General features: G+C 64.5%; 18 protein-coding genes. 6 read left to right on the top strand and 12 right to left on the bottom strand.

What is annotated here, in order from left to right:
• Positions 1-109: 109 nt before the first annotated feature.
• The gene (locus ACIQUG_RS18715) at positions 110-1,009 is read right to left on the bottom strand and encodes a ribokinase (protein WP_402323474.1); all 900 of its coding nucleotides are present in this window, start codon (positions 1,007-1,009) and stop codon (positions 110-112) included.
• Between the two features lie 52 nt (positions 1,010-1,061).
• Positions 1,062-2,255: a DNA recombination protein RmuC gene (locus tag ACIQUG_RS18710; protein ID WP_402323473.1), complete on the bottom strand. Its 1,194-nt coding sequence runs from the start codon at positions 2,253-2,255 to the stop codon at positions 1,062-1,064.
• 151 nt (positions 2,256-2,406) lie between these two features.
• Here ACIQUG_RS18710 and def point away from each other — a divergent pair, with 151 nt between their 5' ends.
• The 3 genes from def (at position 2,407) to truA (ending at position 4,772) form a co-directional block, all read left to right on the top strand.
• The gene (gene def / locus ACIQUG_RS18705; RefSeq protein ID WP_043616874.1) at positions 2,407-2,931 is read left to right on the top strand and encodes a peptide deformylase; all 525 of its coding nucleotides are present in this window, start codon (positions 2,407-2,409) and stop codon (positions 2,929-2,931) included.
• A 162-nt stretch (positions 2,932-3,093) separates the two neighbouring features.
• Positions 3,094-4,029 carry a methionyl-tRNA formyltransferase gene (fmt, locus tag ACIQUG_RS18700; RefSeq protein ID WP_402323472.1) on the top strand — a complete coding sequence of 312 codons (936 nt, stop codon included), beginning with the start codon at positions 3,094-3,096 and terminating at the stop codon, positions 4,027-4,029.
• Positions 4,029-4,772 carry a tRNA pseudouridine(38-40) synthase TruA gene (gene truA, locus ACIQUG_RS18695; protein WP_034797373.1) on the top strand — a complete coding sequence of 248 codons (744 nt, stop codon included), beginning with the start codon at positions 4,029-4,031 and terminating at the stop codon, positions 4,770-4,772. The genes fmt and truA overlap by 1 nt, the downstream gene beginning before the upstream one ends.
• A gap of 10 nt (positions 4,773-4,782) precedes the next feature.
• Here the strand turns inward: truA and ACIQUG_RS18690 are convergent, their stop codons facing one another.
• The 5 genes from ACIQUG_RS18690 to ACIQUG_RS18670 form a co-directional block, all read right to left on the bottom strand.
• The gene (locus ACIQUG_RS18690) at positions 4,783-5,382 is read right to left on the bottom strand and encodes a hypothetical protein (RefSeq protein ID WP_402323471.1); all 600 of its coding nucleotides are present in this window, start codon (positions 5,380-5,382) and stop codon (positions 4,783-4,785) included.
• Positions 5,369-6,562: a succinyl-diaminopimelate desuccinylase gene (dapE, locus tag ACIQUG_RS18685; protein WP_402323470.1), complete on the bottom strand. Its 1,194-nt coding sequence runs from the start codon at positions 6,560-6,562 to the stop codon at positions 5,369-5,371. The genes ACIQUG_RS18690 and dapE overlap by 14 nt, the downstream gene beginning before the upstream one ends.
• A gap of 246 nt (positions 6,563-6,808) precedes the next feature.
• Positions 6,809-9,994, bottom strand: coding sequence for an efflux RND transporter permease subunit (locus ACIQUG_RS18680; RefSeq protein WP_402323469.1), 3,186 nt, complete (start codon positions 9,992-9,994; stop codon positions 6,809-6,811).
• A 128-nt stretch (positions 9,995-10,122) separates the two neighbouring features.
• A complete protein-coding gene (locus tag ACIQUG_RS18675; protein ID WP_192447997.1) occupies positions 10,123-11,325 on the bottom strand; it encodes an efflux RND transporter periplasmic adaptor subunit in 1,203 nt (400 codons plus the stop codon).
• A 79-nt stretch (positions 11,326-11,404) separates the two neighbouring features.
• Positions 11,405-12,229, bottom strand: coding sequence for an alpha/beta hydrolase fold domain-containing protein (locus tag ACIQUG_RS18670; protein ID WP_043616803.1), 825 nt, complete (start codon positions 12,227-12,229; stop codon positions 11,405-11,407).
• A gap of 140 nt (positions 12,230-12,369) precedes the next feature.
• Between ACIQUG_RS18670 and ACIQUG_RS18665 the strand changes: the two genes are divergently transcribed.
• Positions 12,370-13,278: a LysR substrate-binding domain-containing protein gene (locus ACIQUG_RS18665; protein WP_402323468.1), complete on the top strand. Its 909-nt coding sequence runs from the start codon at positions 12,370-12,372 to the stop codon at positions 13,276-13,278.
• A 161-nt stretch (positions 13,279-13,439) separates the two neighbouring features.
• Here ACIQUG_RS18665 and ACIQUG_RS18660 read toward each other — a convergent pair whose 3' ends face one another.
• The 3 genes from ACIQUG_RS18660 to dapD all read right to left on the bottom strand — a co-directional run bounded on the left by ACIQUG_RS18660 (position 13,440) and on the right by dapD (position 16,796).
• Complete coding sequence (locus ACIQUG_RS18660; RefSeq protein WP_402323467.1) at positions 13,440-15,410, bottom strand: DEAD/DEAH box helicase; 1,971 nt, start codon at positions 15,408-15,410, stop codon at positions 13,440-13,442.
• A 139-nt stretch (positions 15,411-15,549) separates the two neighbouring features.
• Complete coding sequence (locus ACIQUG_RS18655; RefSeq protein WP_113536592.1) at positions 15,550-15,933, bottom strand: DUF805 domain-containing protein; 384 nt, start codon at positions 15,931-15,933, stop codon at positions 15,550-15,552.
• 5 nt (positions 15,934-15,938) lie between these two features.
• Entirely contained in the window at positions 15,939-16,796 is an 858-nt protein-coding gene (dapD, locus tag ACIQUG_RS18650; protein WP_034797345.1) for a 2,3,4,5-tetrahydropyridine-2,6-dicarboxylate N-succinyltransferase, read from the bottom strand.
• 365 nt (positions 16,797-17,161) lie between these two features.
• Here dapD and ACIQUG_RS18645 point away from each other — a divergent pair, with 365 nt between their 5' ends.
• The gene (locus ACIQUG_RS18645) at positions 17,162-18,061 is read left to right on the top strand and encodes an LOG family protein (protein ID WP_043616817.1); all 900 of its coding nucleotides are present in this window, start codon (positions 17,162-17,164) and stop codon (positions 18,059-18,061) included.
• Positions 18,062-18,166: 105 nt separating this feature from the next.
• Here the strand turns inward: ACIQUG_RS18645 and ACIQUG_RS18640 are convergent, their stop codons facing one another.
• Positions 18,167-18,688 carry an EF-hand domain-containing protein gene (locus ACIQUG_RS18640; protein WP_402323466.1) on the bottom strand — a complete coding sequence of 174 codons (522 nt, stop codon included), beginning with the start codon at positions 18,686-18,688 and terminating at the stop codon, positions 18,167-18,169.
• 173 nt (positions 18,689-18,861) lie between these two features.
• On the bottom strand, positions 18,862-19,575 hold the full coding sequence (locus ACIQUG_RS18635; RefSeq protein WP_402323465.1) for a pyrimidine 5'-nucleotidase: 714 nt from the start codon (positions 19,573-19,575) through the stop codon (positions 18,862-18,864).
• Between the two features lie 158 nt (positions 19,576-19,733).
• Here ACIQUG_RS18635 and ACIQUG_RS18630 point away from each other — a divergent pair, with 158 nt between their 5' ends.
• Complete coding sequence (locus ACIQUG_RS18630; protein ID WP_402323464.1) at positions 19,734-20,525, top strand: sterol desaturase family protein; 792 nt, start codon at positions 19,734-19,736, stop codon at positions 20,523-20,525.
• Positions 20,526-20,527 lie beyond the last annotated feature (2 nt).

Raw genomic sequence — 20,527 nt, 5'->3', positions numbered from 1 at the left:
CGGATTGCGCAAGGTCGTCGGGAGGGGGAAAACGATGCGGGCATGGGGCCGGCAGTAATGAAGACGGGCGAAAATCGCCCGTCTCGAGCGTGCGCTTTCAGGTGCGGCTCTAGAGGCGCGATGCCACGTCCGCGGCGAGCGGGATCGAAGGCTGGGCGCCGCTCTTCAGGCAGGCGAGAGAACCCGCGACCGCTGCGCGGCGCAGGGCGTCGGGGAAGGTGATGCCGGCATCGAGGCTGGCTGCGAGATAGCCACAGAAGGTGTCGCCGGCGCCGACGGTATCGACCGGTTCGATCTTCAGGCCCTTGGCGCGCTGGATCTCGCCTGCATGAACGGCGACAACGCCTTCGGCACCAAGCGTGACGATGACCGTCTGACCGGTCTCCGCGTGCAGCGCCTTCATCGCCTCTTCGCGCTCAGTGCTCCCGATCCCGCTCTTGCCGGCGAGCAGTTCGAATTCGGTTTCGTTGGCGATGACGATATCGGCCATGCGGCCAAGGCGGGCTGCCTCGGGCGTCAGCGGCGCAATGTTGATGACCGAGCGCACACCCTTCTGTTTGGCGGCGGTGAGCGCCTTTTCGACCGAAGCGGCCGGAATTTCGAGCTGCAACATCAGTGTGTCGCCGGGCTTCATGCCATCGACTGCCTTTTCAGCATCGGCCTCATTGACCGTCGCATTGGCGCTGGCGACGACGACGATGACATTTTCGCCGTCACCGCCGACGAGGATATGCGCGGTGCCGGTCGGCTCGCTGACCGTCTTGGTCAACGACAGGTCGGCGCCGGCACCCTTCAGCAGTTCGAGCGCGCCGTCGGCAAAGCTGTCCTTGCCTACCGCGCCTGCCATCTGCACCGTGGCGCCGGCGCGCCGTGCGGCCAGCGCCTGGTTTGCGCCCTTGCCGCCAGCGGCGGTCGAGAAGCCGGTGCCGGCGACGGTTTCGCCGGGCTTCGGAAGGCGTGCGGTGGTGGCGATCAGATCCATGTTGATGGACCCAAAAACAGTAATCATGTGTAGGTATCCTGTCGGCTTTGCGAATTGGGCCGGAGAGTGCCCGACAGCCTCAGTCCTCGTCAACCACCCGCAGGCGCAATTGCCCGACGCGATTGTCGACCGGGGCACGTGGTTCGCCAGCGTCCCGTGTGCCGCCTTCCGCTTGCAATTCGAGGGCCTCGATCTTGGCGCCGCGGCGGGTGAGCTTGCTGGAGGAGACGAGGATGTCCTCGACATCCTTCTGGCTCATGGCGAAATGGCCCTGCAGCTTGCGCACACGTTCGTCGAGACGGCCGAGATCCTCCATCAGCCGCGCGACTTCGCCCTGGATCAGGTGCGCCTGCTCGCGCATGCGCGCATCCTTGAGGATCGCCTGGATCACCTGGATCGACAAAAGGAGCAGGGAGGGTGAGACGATGACGATCCGCTGGCGGTGCGCCTTTTGCACTATCGCTTCGAAATGCTCGTGGATCTCCGCAAAGATCGATTCCGAGGGGACGAAGAGGAAGGCGGTGTCCTGCGTCTCTCCCGGGATCAGATATTTGCCGGCGATATCGCGCACATGCGTTTCCATGTCGCGGCGAAAGAGTTGGGCGATCTGCTGACGGCGTTCCGGGGTCGGCGCGTCACGCATTGCGTTCCAGGCTTCGAGCGGAAACTTGGCGTCGATGACGAGCGGCGGCTGGCCGTTCGGCATGCGGATGGTGCAGTCGGGCCGCACCCCGTTCGACAGCGTCGCCTGGAATTCGAAGGCGCCCATCGGCAGCCCGTCGGCGATGATCGCTTCCATACGCGACTGGCCGAAGGCGCCGCGCGTCTGCTTGTTCGAGAGGATCGCCTGAAGCCCGGCCATATCCTTGGCGAGCGACTGGATGTTGTTCTGGGCCGTGTCGATGACAGCGAGGCGCTCCTGCAGCCGGCGCAGGTTTTCGTGCGTCGCCTTGGTCTGCTCGCTGATCGAGGTACCGATACGGTGGGTCATGCCGTCGATGCGCTGGCTGAGCGTCTGGTTGAGTTCCGCCTGCCGGGCGCCGAACACCTCGGCCATCGCCGCGACCCGCCCTTGCATCTCCGTCTGGGCGGCGAGCAGCATTGCCATCTGCTCCTGCCGCTCCTCGTCGCGGTTGTCCCGTCGCCGCGAAAGCGCCATCAAAATTGCAACGACGACCACCAGGCCGGCGGCAATCACGAGATGGCCCAGGGTGATCGGCAGAGTGCCGATGAAAAACAGCGGCTGGGCGAAGGGAAGGGGCGCAGGTTCCATGCGCCAAACCTAACAGATTCTCTCGCGAAGTGTAGATCAAAACAAGAACAGATGCGCGTCGAGGTTAATGCCCGGCCGGGGGCGAACGGGTGCCGCAGGTGGCAAGGCAATTTCCTTGCGCGTCGATGGAAAGATCGGCTATGGGAGCATCATGACCATCAAGCCGCTCATCATCCTTCCCGATCCTGTGCTTCGCCAGGTTTCCACGCCGATCGAAACCGTCGACGCGGACGTCCGCCGTCTGGCCGACGACATGCTCGAAACCATGTATGATGCCCCCGGCATCGGCCTTGCCGCGATCCAGATCGGTGTCGCCAGGCGCATGCTGGTGCTCGACGTTTCGAAAGAAGGCGACGAGAAGACGCCGCTTGTCTTCATCAACCCCGAGATCGTCGCTTCGTCCGACACCTATTCGGTCTACGAGGAAGGCTGCCTGTCGATCCCGGATTATTACGCCGAGGTCGAGCGCCCCGCTGTCATCACCGTCAAGCATCTCGACCGTGACGGCAAGGAACAGACGATCGAGGCCGATGGCCTGCTCGCCACCTGCCTGCAGCATGAGATCGACCACCTAAACGGCGTGCTGTTCATCGACCATATCTCCAAGCTCAAGCGCGACATGGTGATCCGCAAGTTCACCAAGGCCGCCAAGACGCGCGGCGCCAAGGCGATCTGAGCCTTCGATCGCGGACGATCGCGCGAAAGCTTGAAGGCGGGAACCCATTGAACATTCCAGGAAGCGCGTGAAACGGCTTTCCTGGAATTGTCCTGTTTTAGAGAATGAGATCATTTCGCCGTTTCCCCGCATGAAGTGATCTGAAAGGACGGAGTTACCGCCTTGTCGCTTCGCATCATCTTCATGGGCACGCCGGAATTTTCGGTGCCGACACTCGCGGCACTGGCTGAGGCCGGCCATCAGATCGTCGCCGCCTACACCCAGCCGCCGCGGCCGGGCGGCCGCCGCGGACTCGACCTGCAGAAGTCGCCGGTGCACCAGGCGGCCGAGCTGCTCGGCATTCCGGTGCTGACGCCGGTCAACTTCAAGGACGAGGCGGACCGCCAGACCTTCCGTGATTTCGACGCCGACGTCGCCGTCGTCGTCGCCTATGGCCTGCTGCTGCCCGAGGCCATTCTCACCGGCACCAAGCTCGGCTGCTACAACGGCCACGCCTCGCTGCTGCCGCGCTGGCGCGGGGCAGCGCCCATCCAGCGCGCGATCATGGCCGGTGACCACGAGACCGGCATGATGGTGATGAAGATGGAAAAGGGGCTCGACACCGGCCCGGTCGCGCTTACCAAGACGGTCCAGATCGACGAGACGATGACCGGTGGCGAGCTACACGACCGACTGATGCAGGTCGGCGCCAGCCTGATGCGGGAAGCGATGGCGAAGCTCGAGGCTGGCGACCTGCCGCTGACGGTGCAGGCCGAAGAGGGCGTCGTCTACGCCCAGAAGATCAGCAAGACCGAGACCCGCATCGATTTCGCCCGTCCCGCCCGCGCGGTGCACGACCATATCCGCGGCCTGTCGCCGTTCCCGGGCGCCTGGTTCGAGCTTGAGATCGCCGGCAAGCCGGAACGCATCAAGGTTCTGAACTCGGAACCCGCTTCCGGCGCGGGCGAGGCCGGCACGGTGCTCGACGATAATCTGACGATTGCCTGCGCCGAGGGCGCCGTTCGGCTCACCCGCCTGCAGCGCGCCGGCGGCAAGGCGCTCCCCGTTGCCGACTTCCTGCGCGGAACGCCGGTTGCGCCCGGCACGAGGGTCGGCTGATGCCGCGGTTCAAGCTGACCGTAGAGTATGACGGTTCGGATTATGTCGGCTGGCAGCGGCAGGACAACGGAGAGTCCGTACAAGGGGCGATCGAAAAGGCGATCCTGTCCCTCACCGGCGAGACGGTATCGATCCGCGGTGCTGGCCGTACCGATTCCGGCGTGCACGCCAGCGGTCAGGTCATGCATGCGGACCTCACGCGTCCCTGGAAGCCCTATACGCTGCGCAACGCGCTGAATGCCCATCTGGGGCTTGCGGGCGAGCGGGTGGCGATCCTCGAGGCCGAGGAAGTGTCCGAGGAATTCGACGCGCGCTTCTCGGCGCTGCGCCGGCATTATCTCTACCGCATCATCTCACGGCCCGCGCCGCTGGCGCTGGAAGCCCGGCGCGCCTGGTGGGTGCCGAAGCCGCTCGACCATGAAGCCATGCACGCGGGCGCCCAGCGCCTCGTCGGCCATCACGACTTTACCACCTTCCGCTCAGCCCATTGCCAGGCGGCGAGCCCGGTGCGCACGCTCGATCGGCTGGACGTCGCGCTTGTCGCCGGCGTCATCGAGATCCGCGCGACGGCGCAGAGCTTCCTGCACAACCAGATCCGCTCCTTCGCCGGCTCGTTGAAGCTGGTGGGCGAGGGCAAGTGGACGCCTGACGATCTGCAGGCAGCGCTTGAAGCCCGCAACCGCAAGGCCTGCGGCCCCGTCGCCCCGCCCGATGGGCTTTATTTCCTTCAGGTAGACTACTGATCCCGAAGTCTTAGCTTGTCGGGATCAGGCCGAAGAAGCGCTGCAGGAGATCGCCGATCATCATCGACGGCAGCAGGAAGAGCGCGGTCAGCGCCGAGGCAAGCAGCGTCTGGTTGCCGGTCACCATCCGCAAGAGCCGGAAGAGCACCGCAACGCTGATGACGAGCAGCGCCAGCCAGATGAAGCTCGTCAGCCCCTGGCTCCCGGGAATGACGACGCGGATCGCCGCCGGCAACGCCATGGCGTAGGAGAGTGGCACCGAGAGCCAGTTGGTGGTGACGACGATCGGTACCACCGCTCCGGCAAAGCCGAGCGGTCGCGAGAGAATGGCGATCAGCACCAGCGGCAGGAGCCAGCTGACGAGATCGACGACGAGCAGCTTGAAGATGAAGCCGATACCGATCGTGGTGCCGTCAGGCATGACCGAGAGGTAGTAGAGCCGCCAGGACGCCCAGGTGACGGCGATCGCCGGCAGGCACCAGAGCATGGACGTGAACGAGCGCCAGAGACCGCTCTCGCTGAAATCGAGCCAGCGGAAGCCTTCTTCGTTACCCTGCGCCAGGAGCCAGAGCCCCCGGATATAGGCAAGCACCTCATCAAGCAGCGGCATGGCCGAACCAGCGGAAGATGAAGGTTTCATAGATATTGGTCAGCGTCTCGAGGTCGGCGACGGCGACCCGTTCGTCGACCATGTGCATGGTCTGGCCGACGAGACCGAATTCGACCACCGGGCAATAGTCCTTGATGAAGCGCGCATCCGAGGTGCCGCCGGTCGTCGACAGCTTCGGCTGACGCCCGGTGACGGCCTCGACCGCCCCGGAGAGCGACGAGATCAGCGCATTGTTGCGCGTCAAAAACACGTGGCTGGGGCGCTCGGCCCAGACGATTTCGTAGCGAACGGGCGCACGGTCTGGGCGCAGGCTACCGTTTGCCGCAGCACGGTCGAGCCGGGCGATGATCTCCGCCATCAGGCTTTCCGCGGTCCAGGTGTCGTTGAAGCGGATGTTGAAGGCAGCTGTCGCCTTGGCCGGGATGACGTTGACGGCGCCGTTGCCGACATCGATCGTCGTCACTTCCAGATTGGAGGGCTGGAAGCTCTCGGTGCCGTTGTCGAAGGGCGGGTCCATCAGCGCCTGCGTCAGCTGCAGGATGCCGCGCACGGGGCTGTCGGCAAGGTGCGGATAGGCCGCGTGGCCCTGCACGCCGTGAACGGTGATGCGCCCGGAAAGCGAGCCGCGCCGGCCGATCTTGATCATGTCGCCAAGCTGATCCGGGTTGGTCGGCTCGCCGACGAGGCACGCATCCCAGCGCTCGCCCTTGTCGGCCGCCCATTGCAGGAGCTTGGTGGTGCCGTTGATCGCCGGACCCTCTTCGTCGCCGGTGATGAGGAAGGAGACCGAGCCTTTCGGGGTGCCATGCTTTTCGACATGGCGAGCGATTGCCGCGACGAAGCAGGCGATGCCGCCCTTCATGTCGACCGCGCCGCGGCCATACATCTCGCCGCCGGCGATGTCGGCCGAAAACGGTCCGTGGCTCCAGGCCGCCTCGTCGCCGACGGGAACGACATCCGTGTGCCCGGCAAACATCAGATGCGGGCCTTCGGTTCCGAGCCGCGCGTAGAGGTTTTCGATATCGGGCGTGCCGGCCTCCTTGGCCATCACGCGGTCGACCGCGAAGCCGAGCGGCTTCAGCATGGCTTCGAGCGCGGAAAGCGCGCCGCCTTCGGCCGGGGTAACCGAGGGGCAACGGATGAGGGTGGCGAGATTGGCGATCGGATCGGTGGAGGTCATTTAGCGTTATGCCGTCTGCATGGCCATGAGAGGCCTTGGGAATGGAGGTGCTGGTTTATCCGATCGCCAGCAAACTGTCACGCAAGATGGCGACCTGTTGCGCGAGATGGGCGACTGTGGCGCGGGACGGGGAGCTGTGACGCCGGACGCAAAACGGCGCTGCGCCTGGGCGGAGGCGCAGCGCCGCAGCTTCGGCGGGCCGGAGTGATCCGGCCCGCCTGAAGATCGCGAAGGGAAGGAGAAGGCTTATTCTCCGGGCGCCAGATGCGGCGCTTCGATTTGGGCTCCCGTGTGCTTCAACGGTCGCTCGCCGGCGAGCTTGCGGATCAGCACGTAGAACACCGGCGTCATGAAGATGCCGAAGGCGGTGACGCCGATCATGCCTGCAAAGACCGCGACACCCATGGCCGAGCGCATTTCCGCGCCGGCGCCGGTGGATATCACCAGGGGAACAACGCCCATGATGAAGGCCATCGAGGTCATCAGGATCGGCCGCAGCCGCAGCCGGCTTGCCTCGATCGCCGCCTTGACCGGCGTGCTGCCCGACAGTTCCAGTTCGCGAGCGAACTCGACGATCAGGATGGCGTTCTTCGCCGATAGCCCGACCAGGACGATCAGACCGATCTGGGTGAAGACGTTATTGTCGCCTCCGGTCAGCCAGACGCCCACCAGCGCCGCCATGATGCCCATCGGCACGATCAGGATGATCGCGATCGGCAGCGTCAGGCTTTCATACTGGGCAGCAAGCACGAGATAGACGAGCAGCAGTGCCAGCGGGAAGACCAGGATGCCGGAGTTGCCGGCAAGGATCTGCTGGTAGGTCAGGTCCGTCCACTCGTAGCCAATGCCCGGCGGCAGGGTTTCAGCGGCGATGCGCTCGATGGCAGCCTGCGCCTGGCCGGACGAGAAGCCCGGTGCCGGGCCGCCGTTGATGTCGGCCGACAGGAAGCCGTTGTACCGGATCGCCCGTTCGGCACCCACGGTCTGCTCGACCTTCAGAAGCGCCGACAGCGGGATCATCTCGCCGGACTGCGAACGGACCTTCAGCTTGCCGATGTCGTCGGCATGGCTGCGGTAGTTGGCATCCGCCTGGATGCGCACGCTGTAGGTGCGGCCGAAGGCGTTGAAGTCGTTGACGTAGAGCGAACCGAGGTAGATCTGCAGCGTCTCGAAGACGTCGGTGACGGCCACGCCGAGCTGGCGCGCCTTCACACGGTCAAGGTCGGCATAGAGCTGCGGCACGTTGATCTGGTAGCTCGAATAGAGCCCGGCCAGCTCAGGCGCCTGGTAGGCCTTGGCGAGGAAGGCCTTGGCCGCCTCGTCGAGCGCCTGGTAGCCGAGGCCGTTCTTGTCCTCGAGCTGCAGCTTGAAGCCGCCTGTCGTGCCGAGACCCTGGACGGGCGGCGGCGGGAACATGGCGATGAAGGCATCCTGGATGACGCCGAATTCCTGGTTGAGCTGCATGGCGATCGCACCGCCGGAGAGCTCGGGTGTCTCGCGCTCCTCGAAAGGCTTGAGTGCGACGAAGACGATGCCGGAGTTCGACGAGTTGGTGAAGCCGTTGATCGACAGGCCCGGGAAGGCGATGGCGTTTTCGACGCCCGGATGCTTGAGCGCGATCTCGCTCATGCGCTTGATCACGTCTTCCGAACGGTCGAGGGTGGCTGCGTCCGGAAGCTGGGCAAAGCCGATCAGGTACTGCTTGTCCTGCGCCGGCACGAAGCCGCCGGGGACCGCGCGAAACAGCGTGAAGGTGACGCCGAGCAGCACGACATAGACGACCATGATCAGCGACTTGCGGGTCAGGATCCGCCCGACGCCGCGGCCATAGGCTTCCGAGCTTGCACCGAAGAAGCGGTTGAAGCCACGGAAGAACCAGCCGAACAGCCTGTCCATCACCCGCGTCAGCCAGTCCTTCGGCGCGTGGTGGTCCTTCAGAAGAAGAGCGGCCAGTGCCGGGGAAAGCGTCAGCGAGTTGAGCGCCGAAATGACGGTCGAGATGGCGATCGTCAGCGCGAACTGGCGATAGAACTGGCCGGTGAGGCCGGTGATGAAGGCAAGCGGCACGAACACGGCGACGAGCACCAGCGCGATCGCGATGATCGGACCCGAGACTTCCTGCATGGCGCGATAGGTCGCCTGGACCGGCGATAGGCCCTGCTCGATGTTGCGTTCGACGTTTTCCACCACGACGATCGCGTCGTCGACGACAATGCCGATCGCGAGCACCAGGCCGAAGAGGCTGAGCGCGTTGATCGAGAAGCCGAAGACGTACATGACGGCGAAGGTGCCGACGATCGAGACCGGAACGGCGACGAGCGGGATGATCGAGGCGCGCCAGGTCTGCAGGAAGATGATGACGACGAGCACGACGAGCGCGATCGCTTCGAGCAACGTGTCGACGACCGATTCGATCGAGGCGCGCACGAACTGCGTGGTGTCGTAGACGATGCCATAGTCGACGCCTGCAGGCATGGTGAGCTTCATCTCGGCCATCGCCTCGCGGACGTCGTCGGAGATCTGGATCGCGTTCGAGCCAGGCGCCTGGAAGACGGCCATGCCGACAGCCGGCTTGTTGTCGAGCAACGAGCGCAGCGAATAGTCGGAGGCGCCCATTTCGACGCGGGCGACGTCACCGAGGCGGGTGACTTCGCCCTGGGCACCGGACTTGACGACGATGTTTTCGAAATCCTCAGGCGTCTGCAGGCGCCCTTGCGCGTTGACGGAAAGCTGCAGGTCGAGACCGGGGACGGACGGCGAGGCGCCGATGACGCCGGCTGCCGCCTGAACGTTCTGGCCGCGCACCGCATTGGCGATATCGCCGGCGGCCAGGCCGCGCTCGGCCGCCTTCTGCGGGTCGATCCAGATGCGCATCGAATAGTCGCCGCCGCCGAAGATCTGCACCTGGCCGACACCTTCGATGCGGGCCAGCCGATCCTTGACGTTGAGCACACCGTAGTTGCGCAGGTAGTTGATGTCGTACTGGCCGTTGGGCGAAAGCAGGTGCACGACCATGGTCAGGTCGGGCGAGCTCTTGACCGTGGTGACGCCGAGGCGGCGTACTTCCTCAGGCAACCGCGGCTCGGCCTGCGAGACGCGGTTCTGAACGAGCTGTTGCGCCTGGTCCGGGTCGGTGCCGAGCGCGAAGGTGACGGTCAGCGTCATCAGGCCGTCGGCGGTCGCCTGGCTCTGCATGTAGAGCATGTCTTCGACGCCGTTGATCTGCTCTTCAAGCGGTGTCGCCACCGTCTCGGCGATGACCGCGGGGTTTGCACCCGGATACTGCGCGCGCACGACGATCTGCGGCGGGACGACTTCGGGATATTCGGAGATCGGCAGACCGGTCATGCCGATCAGGCCGCCCACGAAGATCAGGACCGACAAGACGCCCGCGAAGACCGGGCGGTCGACGAAGAAGCGTGAGAAGTTCATGGTATCCCCCTTGGGATGCGTTCGGGCAGACCTCCGGCGGGCGCGGCGAAAAAGCTCGCCGCGCAGCCATGTCTGCAGAGTGATGCTTAGGCAGGCGCCTCTTCACACCGGGCGAAGAGGCGCCGGGATTACTTGGCGATCGAAGCGGTCGTTTCCTCGACCTGCTGCGGTGCCACGACGACGCCGGGGCGAACCCGCTGCAGGCCGTTGACGACGATGTTCTCGCCGGACTTCAGGCCGCTTTCGACGATGCGCAGGCCGTCGGAATTCGGCCCCAGCTTCACCTGGCGATACTCGACCTTGTTGTCGGTGCCGACGACGAAGACGAACTTCTTGTCCTGGTCGGAGCCGATGGCGCGGTCGCTGATCACAAGCTTTTCCTCAGGGTCCGGCTCGCCGATGCGGATGCGGACGAACTGTCCGGGGATCAACCGGCCGTCGGCGTTTTCAAGCGCCGCGCGCACCCGGATCGTGCCGGTTGCCGCATCCACCTCATTGTTGATGAGCTGGATATGGCCCAAGATCGGCGTGCCGTCGTCGGCGGCGGTGCCGACCTGGACCGGCAGCCGCTCGATCGCGTTGCCGCCGGCTGACGCCGCGAGCCGGGCGAGAGCGGTGGTAACCACCTCTTCGCTGGCGTTGAAGCTCGCATAGATCGGATCGACGGAAACGAGCGTCGTCAGTACCGGCGAAGCCGAGCCGGCAGCAACGAGGTTGCCGGCGGTGACGTCGAGCCGGCCGACGCGGCCGGAGATCGGCGCACGGACCTCGGTATATTGCAGGTCGAGTTCGGCCGTTCGCAGCGCCGCTTTGGCCGAGCGCACCTCGGCCTGGGCTTCGTCGTAGGCGCTGGCGCGCTGGTCGACGCTGCTCTGCGGCACGGCGCTGGTGGTCACCAGCTTGCGGCCGCGCTCAAGTTCGATCTTGGCGAGCGACACACGCGCTTCGGCGGCTTCGACCTGCGCCTTCGCCCGCTCGACGGCCGCGGCATAGGGCTCGGGATCGATCGTCACCAGCAGGTCACCCTGCTTGACCAGCGCGCCTTCGCGGAAGTGCGCCTTGAGGATGGCGCCGCCGACGCGCGGGCGAACCTCCACGCGCTCGATCGCTTCGAGGCGCCCGGAGAATTCCTCCCAGGTGGTGATGCGCTTGGACTGCGCCCGCGCCACCGAGACCGGCACGGCCGGCGGCGCGGCGGCCGACGCATCGGTCGCGGCATCGGCCTCGAAATGCTGCGGCAGGCCGAACATGACGGCAGCGCCGCCGCCGACAGACAAAAGGATACTCAGGCCGGCGCCCCAGAGGGCCCGGCGGGTCACTGTCGATGTCATCTTTTCTCTCCTTGCCGGTTGGGAGCCGGCGCTTTGCGTTCGATGCCAGATCGGGGAATGAGCCTCGGAGCGGCCCCGCCTAACGCACCGTCATTTCCGCCGGCTTTGCCCCCGCCTTCTGGAAGAAGCGGGCGAAGATGCCGGTAATTTCTTTCTGCTGTGCCGACCAGCTTTCGCCGGTATCCGCGTTCTGCGGCAACCATCCGGCGCGTCCCGGAAGCACGTGGGACTCCACCGCCACGCCCGCCTTGCGCAGGCGCTCGGCATAGGCCTCAGCCTCGTCGCGCATCGGACACTGCTCGCTGGTCACGATCAGCGAAGGCACGAGGCCCGCGAGCCGCGTACAGTGAGCCGGCGCGGCGTAAGGGTGGGTGAAGCCACCGTTCTGGCCGAGATAACGCTGCCAGCCGTCGGCGATCGATTGCGCCGAGGACTGGGGACAGTATTGCCGGAACGATGCCGTTGCCAGGCATGGATCCAGCATCGGCGACAGCAGGATCTGGCCCTTGAGATCGGTCAGATACTGGTCTCGCGCCATCAACGCGGCACCGGCGGCGACATTGCCGCCAGCCTCTTCGCCGGCCACGAACAGCGACGACTTCTTGTGTGCGAACTGCGGGCAGCGCGCGCGCATCGACGACAGCATGGCATAGGCGACGTCGAGCGCCGCAGGAAAGGGATTGAGGCAGGCCGCGGAATACTCCGGAGAGATCACCACCGCTCCGGCTGCCGCGAGTGCCTCGGCGACGCGCTCGCCGGCGGCGATCGTTCCGCCGACGAAGGAGCCGCCATGCAGGTGCAGCACGATCGGCGGCGGATTGAGCAGGGCCTCGCCGCGGTAGACGCGTGCCGTGCACGAGCCTTGGCCCGTCTGCATCGTCTCCACTTTGAACTGTTCGCCCATCTCTCTTGCCTTCGGCCCGAGCCAAACCCACATGTGGCGACATCACGCCACGATGGGAGAATAGCATTGTCTTCTGTCTGGAATAGTCTTTTCAATCTGATTACACTATTCGTATTCTCGAACAATTACGGCTCTTGAAAATGGACCAGCTCACGGCCATGCGCGCGTTTCTCCGGGTCGTCGAAACCGGAAATTTCACCCGCGCTTCCGCTTCGCTGAATATGCCCAAGGCGACATTGACCAATCTCATCCAGGGGTTGGAGGCGCATCTGCGCACAAAACTTCTGAACCGCACGACCCGCCGAGTGCTGGTGACGCCCGATGGCGCGCTCTACTACGAACGGGCTGCCCGCCTTTTGACCGACCTCGACGAACTCGACGGCAGTCTTTCGAGCGCCCAGACCCTGCCGAAGGGACGGCTCAGGGTGGAGATGGCCAGCGCGATTGCCAACCTGATCGTCATTCCGGCTCTGCCGGAGTTCCACAAACGCTATCCCGACATCCAGATCGACCTCGGGGTTTCGGACCGGACGGTCGACTATGTGGCGGAGAATGTCGACTGCGCCATTCGTGTCGGCGCGCTCACCGACCAGTCCTTGATCGCACGCCGCATCACCGAGATGAGCTTCGTCGCCTGCGCAGCACCCGACTATCTCTCGCGCCACGCGGTCCCGCAGCACCCCTCGGATCTCTCGAAAAACTGCTACGTCGTCGGCTATTTCCGGCCGCAGACCGGGCAGCAGTTGCCGTTCTACTTCAAGCGCGGCAACGAGGAGATCGAGGTGAACGGCCGCTACGCCGTGGCGGCGAACGAGGCCACCACCTATCTCGCGGCGGCGCGCGCCGGCCTCGGCGTCATCCAGGCGCCGCGTTTCATGGTGCGGGACGACCTCGAGACCGGCGCCATGCGGCCGGTGCTTGAGGATTGGGAGGTCGAGCCCATGCCGATCTATCTCGTCTATCCGCCGAACCGGCACCTCAGCAGCCGCCTGCGCGTCTTCGCCGATTGGGTGGTCAAGATCGTCGCCCAGTCGCAGCTCGACGCCTGACCGTCACGCGCGCTGGCTCGATGCCGCGCATGAACCACGTTGTGCGGAGCGTCGAGCGCTGGTGCCGAGACGGTTCTTCCCGGTCTTCGGCGCAATAAAAAAGGCGCCGCGATCCGATCGCAGCGCCTTCTTGATTGGCTTTGGAGTTGCCGTCGCCGGGCTCAGCCCTGGCGGTTCTTGGCATTGCCCTTGGGCTTGGTCTTGGGCTTGAAGCCGCCATCCTTGCCGGCGTCCGGCTTGCCCTTCTTCTTGTTGGCCCAGGGCTTGTCGGCGGCCTTTGCCGGCGGCCGGTCCTCGGTATAGGCCGGCCCTTCGGAATAGCCGGGCTTCTTGTCGAACTTGCGCTTCGGCTTGAAGTCGCCGCGGTCGTCGCCACGGGCCGTGTCGTCAGAATAGGGGCGCTTCTTGCCGAAGCCCGCCTTGTCCTTGGAAAAGTTCGGCTTGTCCCTGGAGAAGCTCGGCTTTTCCTGGCGCTGCTGCGAGAGATCCGGCGCGCCGGCGAGCGGCTTCACGCGAATGCCTTTTTCCAGCATCTTGTCCTTGCCGATCGCCGACAGGAACCGTTCGGCGCCATCGGCGGTCATCTCGACGAAGGTTTCTTCCTGCTGCATGCGGATCGCGCCGATGTCGCGCTTGGTCAGCTTGCCGTGACGGCAGAGCATCGGGATCAGCCAGCGCGGCTCGGCACTCTGCTTGCGGCCGACGGACAGCGAGAACCAGCTGCCGTCGCTGAAATCCGCGCGCTCGGCGCCAAAATCCTCGCGCGGTCCACGATCTTCGCGCGGCGCGCGTTCGTCGCGGCGCGGCTTGGCGCCGACGGCGACCTCGATCAGGTCTTCCGGAGCCGACCGTCCCGAACGGAACTGGCGCACGAAGGCGGCGGCCATCTGCTCGGCGCCGTGGCGCTCGAGCAGCGCTGCGACGATCGCCTGCTCGTCTTCGCGGATCGGCTCGGCAAAGCTCGTATCGGCAAGCAGCCGCTCGTCGTCACGCTGGCTTACCTCGTCGGCCGACGGCGGGCGTGCCCAGGTCGCGGTGATCCGGCCGCCGTCGAGCAGGCGCTCGGCCTTGCGGCGCTGGTTGACCGGAACGATCAGGGCGCTGACGCCCTTCTGGCCGGCGCGACCGGTGCGGCCGCTGCGGTGAAGCAGCGTCTCGGAGTTCGTCGGCAGATCGGCGTGAATAACCAGTTCCAGGCCCGGAAGGTCGATGCCGCGGGCAGCGACGTCGGTCGCAATGCAGACGCGGGCGCGGCCGTCGCGCATGGCCTGCAGCGCATGGGTGCGTTCGTTCTGGCTGAGCTCGCCCGAAAGCGCCACTACCGAGAAGCCGCGATTGTTGAAGCGGGCGGTCAGATGGTTGACCGCGGCGCGGGTCGAGCAGAAGACGATGGCGTTGCGGGCTTCGTAGTAGCGCAGCACGTTGATGATTGCGTTTTCGCGGTCGTTCGGCGCAACCGTCAGCGCACGGTATTCGATGTCGACATGCTGCTTCTGTTCGGAAGCGGTGCTGATGCGGACGGCGTCGCGCTGGTAGTTCTTGGCAAGCGTCGCGATCGACTTCGGCACGGTGGCCGAGAACATCAGCGTGCGACGATCATCCGGAGACTCTTCGAGAATGAATTCGAGGTCTTCGCGGAAGCCGAGGTCGAGCATCTCGTCGGCTTCGTCGAGCACGATGGCGCGCAGCGCGGAGATGTCGAGCGAGTTGCGGCGGATGTGGTCGCAAAGGCGACCCGGCGTGCCGACGACGATGTGGGCGCCGCGCTCCAGGGTGCGCTTCTCGGTGCGCATGTCCATGCCGCCGACGCACGAAGCGATCGTCGCGCCGGTCTCACCGTAGAGCCATTCGAGCTCGCGCTTGACCTGCAGCGCCAGTTCGCGCGTCGGTGCAATTGCGAGCGCCAGGGGGGCACCCGCAGGCCCGAAGCGGCGTTCGTCGCCAAGCAGCGTCGGCGCCAGCGCCAGGCCGAAGGCGACCGTCTTGCCGGACCCGGTCTGCGCCGAAACCAGGGCGTCGCGCCCGGCAAGTTCCGGATCGCGCATCGCCTGTTGAACCGGCGTCAATTCGTTGTAACCGCGTTTTGCCAACGCCTCGGCGATCGCAGGCGCGATCCCTTCGAATTCAGTCATATCTTGTCTTTCGGATATCGGTCGTAGAGCCCAGGACGAACGGATCGTCTCGGTGCCAATTGCCGCGGCCAACACGTCGCGGGCCTGTCATGGCGCGCTACATACGCGCTCGCGCGGTTCTTGTACAGGGGCGAAGGCTTCAGGGGCCGGGTTCGTCGCTGCGCGCGCCGAATTCGTTGGGCCCCTGATCGCCCGGCCAGAGGCAAAGGGCGATGAAGACGACCGGGCTCAGGACCGGGATAAACAGAGTGAGGGAAAGCGGGCCGGGATAGCCGATGTCGTGCAGGCGCTTGATCGCCAGCAGCGCGATGGAGGGTAGCGAGACGAGGCTCGAGACGACGAATGCCAGCGTCCAGAGCGCCAGCACCGTCTCGTTGCCCTCGTTGGCGACCATCCGGGCGACCATGAAGCCGCCGATCAGGAACCAGAACAGCCAGGAGAGAAAGAAGGGCAGGCGGCCGATGCGACCGGAGGGGCTGAAGAACAGCCAGGTCATGCTCGGCTGCGGCCCCTCCGGTGTCATCGCAATCAGTCCCGAAGCAGTTCGTTGATGCCGGTCTTCGAGCGGGTCTTCTCGTCGACGCGCTTCACGATGACGGCGCAATAGAGGTTCGGCGCCGGCTGGCCGTTGCCCATGGTCGAGCCCGAGGGCATCGAGCCCGCGACGACGACCGAGTAGGGCGGCACTTCGCCATAGGTCACTTCGCCGGTGGCGCGGTCGACGATCTTGGTCGACTTGCCGATGAAGACGCCCATGCCGAGGACGGAGCCTTCGCGCACGATGCAGCCTTCGACGACTTCCGAGCGGGCGCCGATGAAGCAATTGTCTTCGATGATCGTCGGGCCGGCCTGCATCGGCTCCAGCACGCCGCCGATGCCGACGCCGCCCGAGAGGTGCACGTTCTTGCCGATCTGGGCGCAGGAGCCGACGGTCGCCCAGGTGTCGACCATCGTGCCTTCGCCGACATAGGCGCCGAGGTTGACGAAGGAGGGCATCAAGATGGCGTTGGGGGCGATGTAGGCCGAACGGCGCACGACGCAGTTCGGAACGGCGCGGAAGCCGGCCTTCTCGAACTCGTTGACGCTCCAGCCGTCGAACTTCGAGGGCACCTTGTCCCACCAGACCGACTGGCCCGGGCCGCCCTTGACGATTTCCATCGGGTTGAGGCGGAAGGAGAGCAGCACGGCTTTCTTCAGCCACTGATTGACCGTCCAGTTACCGTCTTCGCCGCGCTGGGCGACGCGGACCTTGCCGCTGTCGAGCAGGTTCAGCGCCGTCTCGACGGCATCGCGCACCGCGCCGCGGGTTCCGGTGTTGACGGAATCGCGGTCTTCAAAGGCGGCTTCGATCGTCTGCGACAGGGAGGCGAGGTCGTGGTTCGTCATCGGAATTCCTTAAAGTTCGGCGGTTATCCTGCGAAAGCTCTACTGCATAAATCCGAAAATCGGAATCGATTTAAGGACAAAATTATGCGGCAGATCTAGCTGCTGCAGCGACCTTGACATGTCCCGAGCGGCAGCGACTGCACGACATGATCCTGAAAAGTTGAAGGGCTTTTCAGGCCGCCGGAGTGGCCGGGGCTTGGCAAACTGAGGCGAACACGGCACTACAGCGCCGCGTACCCGTTCGGGATACGCAAAGGCCGCCGCAGCGCGCTGATGCGCTTGCGACCTTCATGACCGAGGATTGAGGATAGGACGCGTCTGGACGAGATGCCGATTGTCCGGAACGCGACGGGAAAGACGAGAATATGGCACGCATGAAGAAGCGCGCTCTGCGCCGCAAAGATGGGGTCTGGGATCCGCTGGCCGACAGCTCGCAGAGCCGGCAACGCGCACAGACCGTTCCGGTCACGCCGCAATCGGCTTCGCCTTCCTATCGCCTCGCCTACATCGACGACGATTTTCTCTGCCGCGAGGAACTGCGCCCGATCCGGCTGCAGCTCGAACTCTTAAAGACCGAAATGATGCTGGAGGAGCGCGGCATCAATTCCACCGTCGTCATGTTCGGCGGCGCGCGCATTCCCGAACCCGGCGGTGACGCCTGGGCGGCGAAGAACGAGACGCAGCGCCAGAACCTGGAGGCCGCCTCGGTCTATTACGAGGAAGCGCGAAAGTTCGCGCGGCTTTGCTCCGAGCATTCGGCCAAGCTGAACTACAAGGAATATGTCGTCGTCACCGGCGGCGGCCCCGGCGTGATGGAAGCCGGCAATCGCGGCGCCGATGATGTCGGCGCGCCGTCGATCGGCCTCAACATCGTGCTGCCGCACGAGCAGGCGCCCAATCGCTACGTGACGCCGGAACTGTCGTTCAACTTCCACTACTTCGCCATCCGCAAGATGCATTTCCTGCTGCGGGCGAAGGCGGTCACCGTTTTCCCCGGTGGCTTCGGCACGTTGGACGAACTGTTCGAGACGATGACGCTGATGCAGACCGGGCGCCTGGCGCTGGTTCCGCTTATTCTGTTCGGGGAAAAGTTCTGGCGCTCGATCGTCAATTTCGAGGCGCTCGCCGAATTCGGCACGATCGCGCCCAACGATGTCGATCTGGTCCAGTTCGTCGAAACGGCCGATGAAGCCTGGGATATCATTTCCCGCTTCTACGAAACGGTCGATCCGAAGTCCGTTCCGATGGCAAACGGCCGCCGCTGATCGCAGCGGTCCGAAAAAGCGCATAGCCCCTCGCGCGGGTTGCAAGGGGCTATGGGCTAGGCAGGAGCCTCTCCACCGGGCGGTGGGGAGAGAGAAGAGCTCCCGTCAGATCCTTTTGGTGAAGTCGGCCGCGTCTATGACGCCGTCACCATTCTTGTCGCGCCGCTTGAACATCGTCTCGGCGGCGCTTGAAACTTCGCTGGCGCTCAAGGAGCCGTTGCCGTCGGTATCGACGCGCTTGAAGGCCTTCGGGCGCAGCCCCGGCAACATCGCCGGGCGGGCTTCCTTCAGCTTGGCAAGGGCGGTCTCGCGCTCCGTGCCGGCCTTGCCCTTGGCATCTTTCCAGGCCTGGCGTGCCTCGCGGAAGGCTTCACGCTTGACCTTCATTTCCTCGGCGCTGATCTGCCCGTCGCCGTTGGTGTCGAAGGTTTTGAAGTTGTCGGAGATCCGCGCCTGGAACTCGGTGAGCGAAACCTTCTGGTCCTTGTTGGTGTCGAGCCGCTCAATCATGCGCTGGCCGCGCTGCTCGGGCGTCATCTTATCGCGGGCGGCAAAGGAGGGGGAGGCCATTCCGGTGACGGCGACGGAGAGTGCAGCCACGCCGAGGATCAGGGTCTTGTTCGGCATCATGCGTCCTTTCGATCGGTTGTTTCTGATCGCAAGGATAGACGCAGGTGCAGCCGACGCCAGTTAAACTTTTGTAATTTAAGTCATTGGCCGAAAAGGGGTTTTTCGGCGGCGAAATTGTGTCGGGGCGGGCGGGGCACTGTCTCTGCGATGTCCCGCCCGTATCCGTTTTTCTAGAGATCCGTGAGGAGACGGTGCAGGAAGCCCGTGAGGTTTTCCGTCACGTAGTCGATCTGTTCGTCGGTGTCGTTCGACTTTTCCCAGGATTCCGCAAAGGTGTATTCGAGGTTCTGCGGCACCAGGAGCACAGTCTTCATGCCCAGCGCCTTCGGCACCAGGAGATTGCGCGGCAGGTCCTCGAACATGACGGCATTGCGGGTATCGACCCGGTGCAGGCTCATGAACTTGTCATAGGTCTCGCCGGCGGGCTTCGGCACGAAATCGGCGGCGACGATGTCGAAGATGTCGTCGAAATGGTCGAGGATGCCGAGTGCCCGGGCCGTCATCTGCGCATGGGCAACACTGCCATTGGTGAAGATGAACTTGCGGCCAGGAAGCGACTTGATGGCCTCGCCGAGCGCCGGGTCGGCGGGAACGATCGAATAGTCGATCGCGTGCGCCTGCTCGAGGAACTCGTTCGGATCGATGCCGTGATGGACCATCAGGCCTTTGAGCGTCGTGCCGTGGTCGCGGTAGTAATCCTTCTGCAGCTTCTTGGCGTCTGCCGGCTCCAGTGACAAAAGCTTCGCCACATAGGCCGTCATGTTGCGGTCGATCTGCGCAAACAGGTTGACGTGATGCGGATAGAGCGTGTTGTCGAGGTCGAACACCCAGTCGGTGACATGGGCAAATTCGGAGCGGGTCGGCAGGCGGTCGAGCTTTTTCATGACCGCCTTATGACACGGCCAACCGTGGCGGCAAACGGGAAAATAGCGATGCGGGGTTCGGGGGCGTAATGCTGGCGCATAGATTAGCGCTTTGAATTGGCAGTTGTGCGTGGCATCTTCCAGCTCGCGCGGTTTTTGGCTCGGGGACGCGGATGCCAATGTCTGACGAAGTGTTCTATCTGCTCTTTCTGTTCGGATTTTACACGTTCACCGTCGTTACCTATTTCGCGCTCGGCTATGGCATTACATGGCTCAACGAGCGCAATCCCGAGCGAAAGATCCAGAAGGGGCGCGGCTCCGACAGACGCCGCAGCGCCGAGATCCGCCAGAGCCTCAAATCGATGTTCAGCGCCTGCCTGCCGCTGACGATCGGCCTTTACGCCCAGCAGAAGGGCTGGGCGCCGGCGCCCTGGACGCTCACCTGGTGGAACGCCCTGCCGCTCTTCGTGCTCAGCATGATCCTCTACGATGCCTGGTTCTATTTCATGCACCGGCTGCTGCACACCAAGTGGCTCTATCCGCTGCATGCCCTGCATCATAAAAGCGTTGCACCAACAATCTGGAGCACCTATTCGGAAGACGTCGTCGACAACTTCCTGCTTCAGAGCTTTTCGGCCGTCGTCGTTTTCGTCGTGCCGTTTCCGCCGCTGGTGCTCGTCGCCCATCGGCTGTTCGAACATTTCAACGGCATGATCGGCCATTGCGGCTTCGAATATTTTGCCGCTTCGACTGCGCGCCACCCGTCTCCACTGTTGTGCACGACGTTCCATGATCAGCACCATTCGGGCTTCAGGTACAATTACGCCAACTATTTCTCCTTCTGGGACCGTGTGCTCGGAACGCTCGCGCCCAACTACGATCAGCGTGTGAAGACCTTCGAGGACGAGGCGCCGCGGATCACGATCAGCGAGGGCACGGACCTCGCACAGGCGCCGGAACGGGCAGAGTAGCA

The sequence above is a fragment of the Ensifer sp. NPDC090286 genome, from assembly GCF_044769565.1.
GTDB lineage: Bacteria > Pseudomonadota > Alphaproteobacteria > Rhizobiales > Rhizobiaceae > Ensifer.
The sequence above is the reverse complement of the archived record's forward strand: the minus strand, read 5'-3'. Positions and strand labels throughout refer to the sequence as shown.

Excerpts from the sequence above, each read along its gene's own strand:
- ACIQUG_RS18715 (WP_402323474.1), bottom strand. The coding sequence starts at position 1,009 with ATGATTACTGTTTTTGGGTCCATCAACATGGATCTGATCGCCACCACC.
- ACIQUG_RS18710 (WP_402323473.1), bottom strand. The coding sequence starts at position 2,255 with ATGGAACCTGCGCCCCTTCCCTTCGCCCAGCCGCTGTTTTTCATCGGC.
- def (WP_043616874.1), top strand. The coding sequence starts at position 2,407 with ATGACCATCAAGCCGCTCATCATCCTTCCCGATCCTGTGCTTCGCCAG.
- truA (WP_034797373.1), top strand. The coding sequence starts at position 4,029 with ATGCCGCGGTTCAAGCTGACCGTAGAGTATGACGGTTCGGATTATGTC.
- ACIQUG_RS18690 (WP_402323471.1), bottom strand. The coding sequence starts at position 5,382 with ATGCCGCTGCTTGATGAGGTGCTTGCCTATATCCGGGGGCTCTGGCTC.
- dapE (WP_402323470.1), bottom strand. The coding sequence starts at position 6,562 with ATGACCTCCACCGATCCGATCGCCAATCTCGCCACCCTCATCCGTTGC.
- ACIQUG_RS18680 (WP_402323469.1), bottom strand. The coding sequence starts at position 9,994 with ATGAACTTCTCACGCTTCTTCGTCGACCGCCCGGTCTTCGCGGGCGTC.
- ACIQUG_RS18675 (WP_192447997.1), bottom strand. The coding sequence starts at position 11,325 with ATGACATCGACAGTGACCCGCCGGGCCCTCTGGGGCGCCGGCCTGAGT.
- ACIQUG_RS18670 (WP_043616803.1), bottom strand. The coding sequence starts at position 12,229 with ATGGGCGAACAGTTCAAAGTGGAGACGATGCAGACGGGCCAAGGCTCG.
- ACIQUG_RS18665 (WP_402323468.1), top strand. The coding sequence starts at position 12,370 with ATGGACCAGCTCACGGCCATGCGCGCGTTTCTCCGGGTCGTCGAAACC.
- ACIQUG_RS18660 (WP_402323467.1), bottom strand. The coding sequence starts at position 15,410 with ATGACTGAATTCGAAGGGATCGCGCCTGCGATCGCCGAGGCGTTGGCA.
- ACIQUG_RS18655 (WP_113536592.1), bottom strand. The coding sequence starts at position 15,933 with ATGACACCGGAGGGGCCGCAGCCGAGCATGACCTGGCTGTTCTTCAGC.
- dapD (WP_034797345.1), bottom strand. The coding sequence starts at position 16,796 with ATGACGAACCACGACCTCGCCTCCCTGTCGCAGACGATCGAAGCCGCC.
- ACIQUG_RS18645 (WP_043616817.1), top strand. The coding sequence starts at position 17,162 with ATGGCACGCATGAAGAAGCGCGCTCTGCGCCGCAAAGATGGGGTCTGG.
- ACIQUG_RS18640 (WP_402323466.1), bottom strand. The coding sequence starts at position 18,688 with ATGCCGAACAAGACCCTGATCCTCGGCGTGGCTGCACTCTCCGTCGCC.
- ACIQUG_RS18635 (WP_402323465.1), bottom strand. The coding sequence starts at position 19,575 with ATGAAAAAGCTCGACCGCCTGCCGACCCGCTCCGAATTTGCCCATGTC.
- ACIQUG_RS18630 (WP_402323464.1), top strand. The coding sequence starts at position 19,734 with ATGTCTGACGAAGTGTTCTATCTGCTCTTTCTGTTCGGATTTTACACG.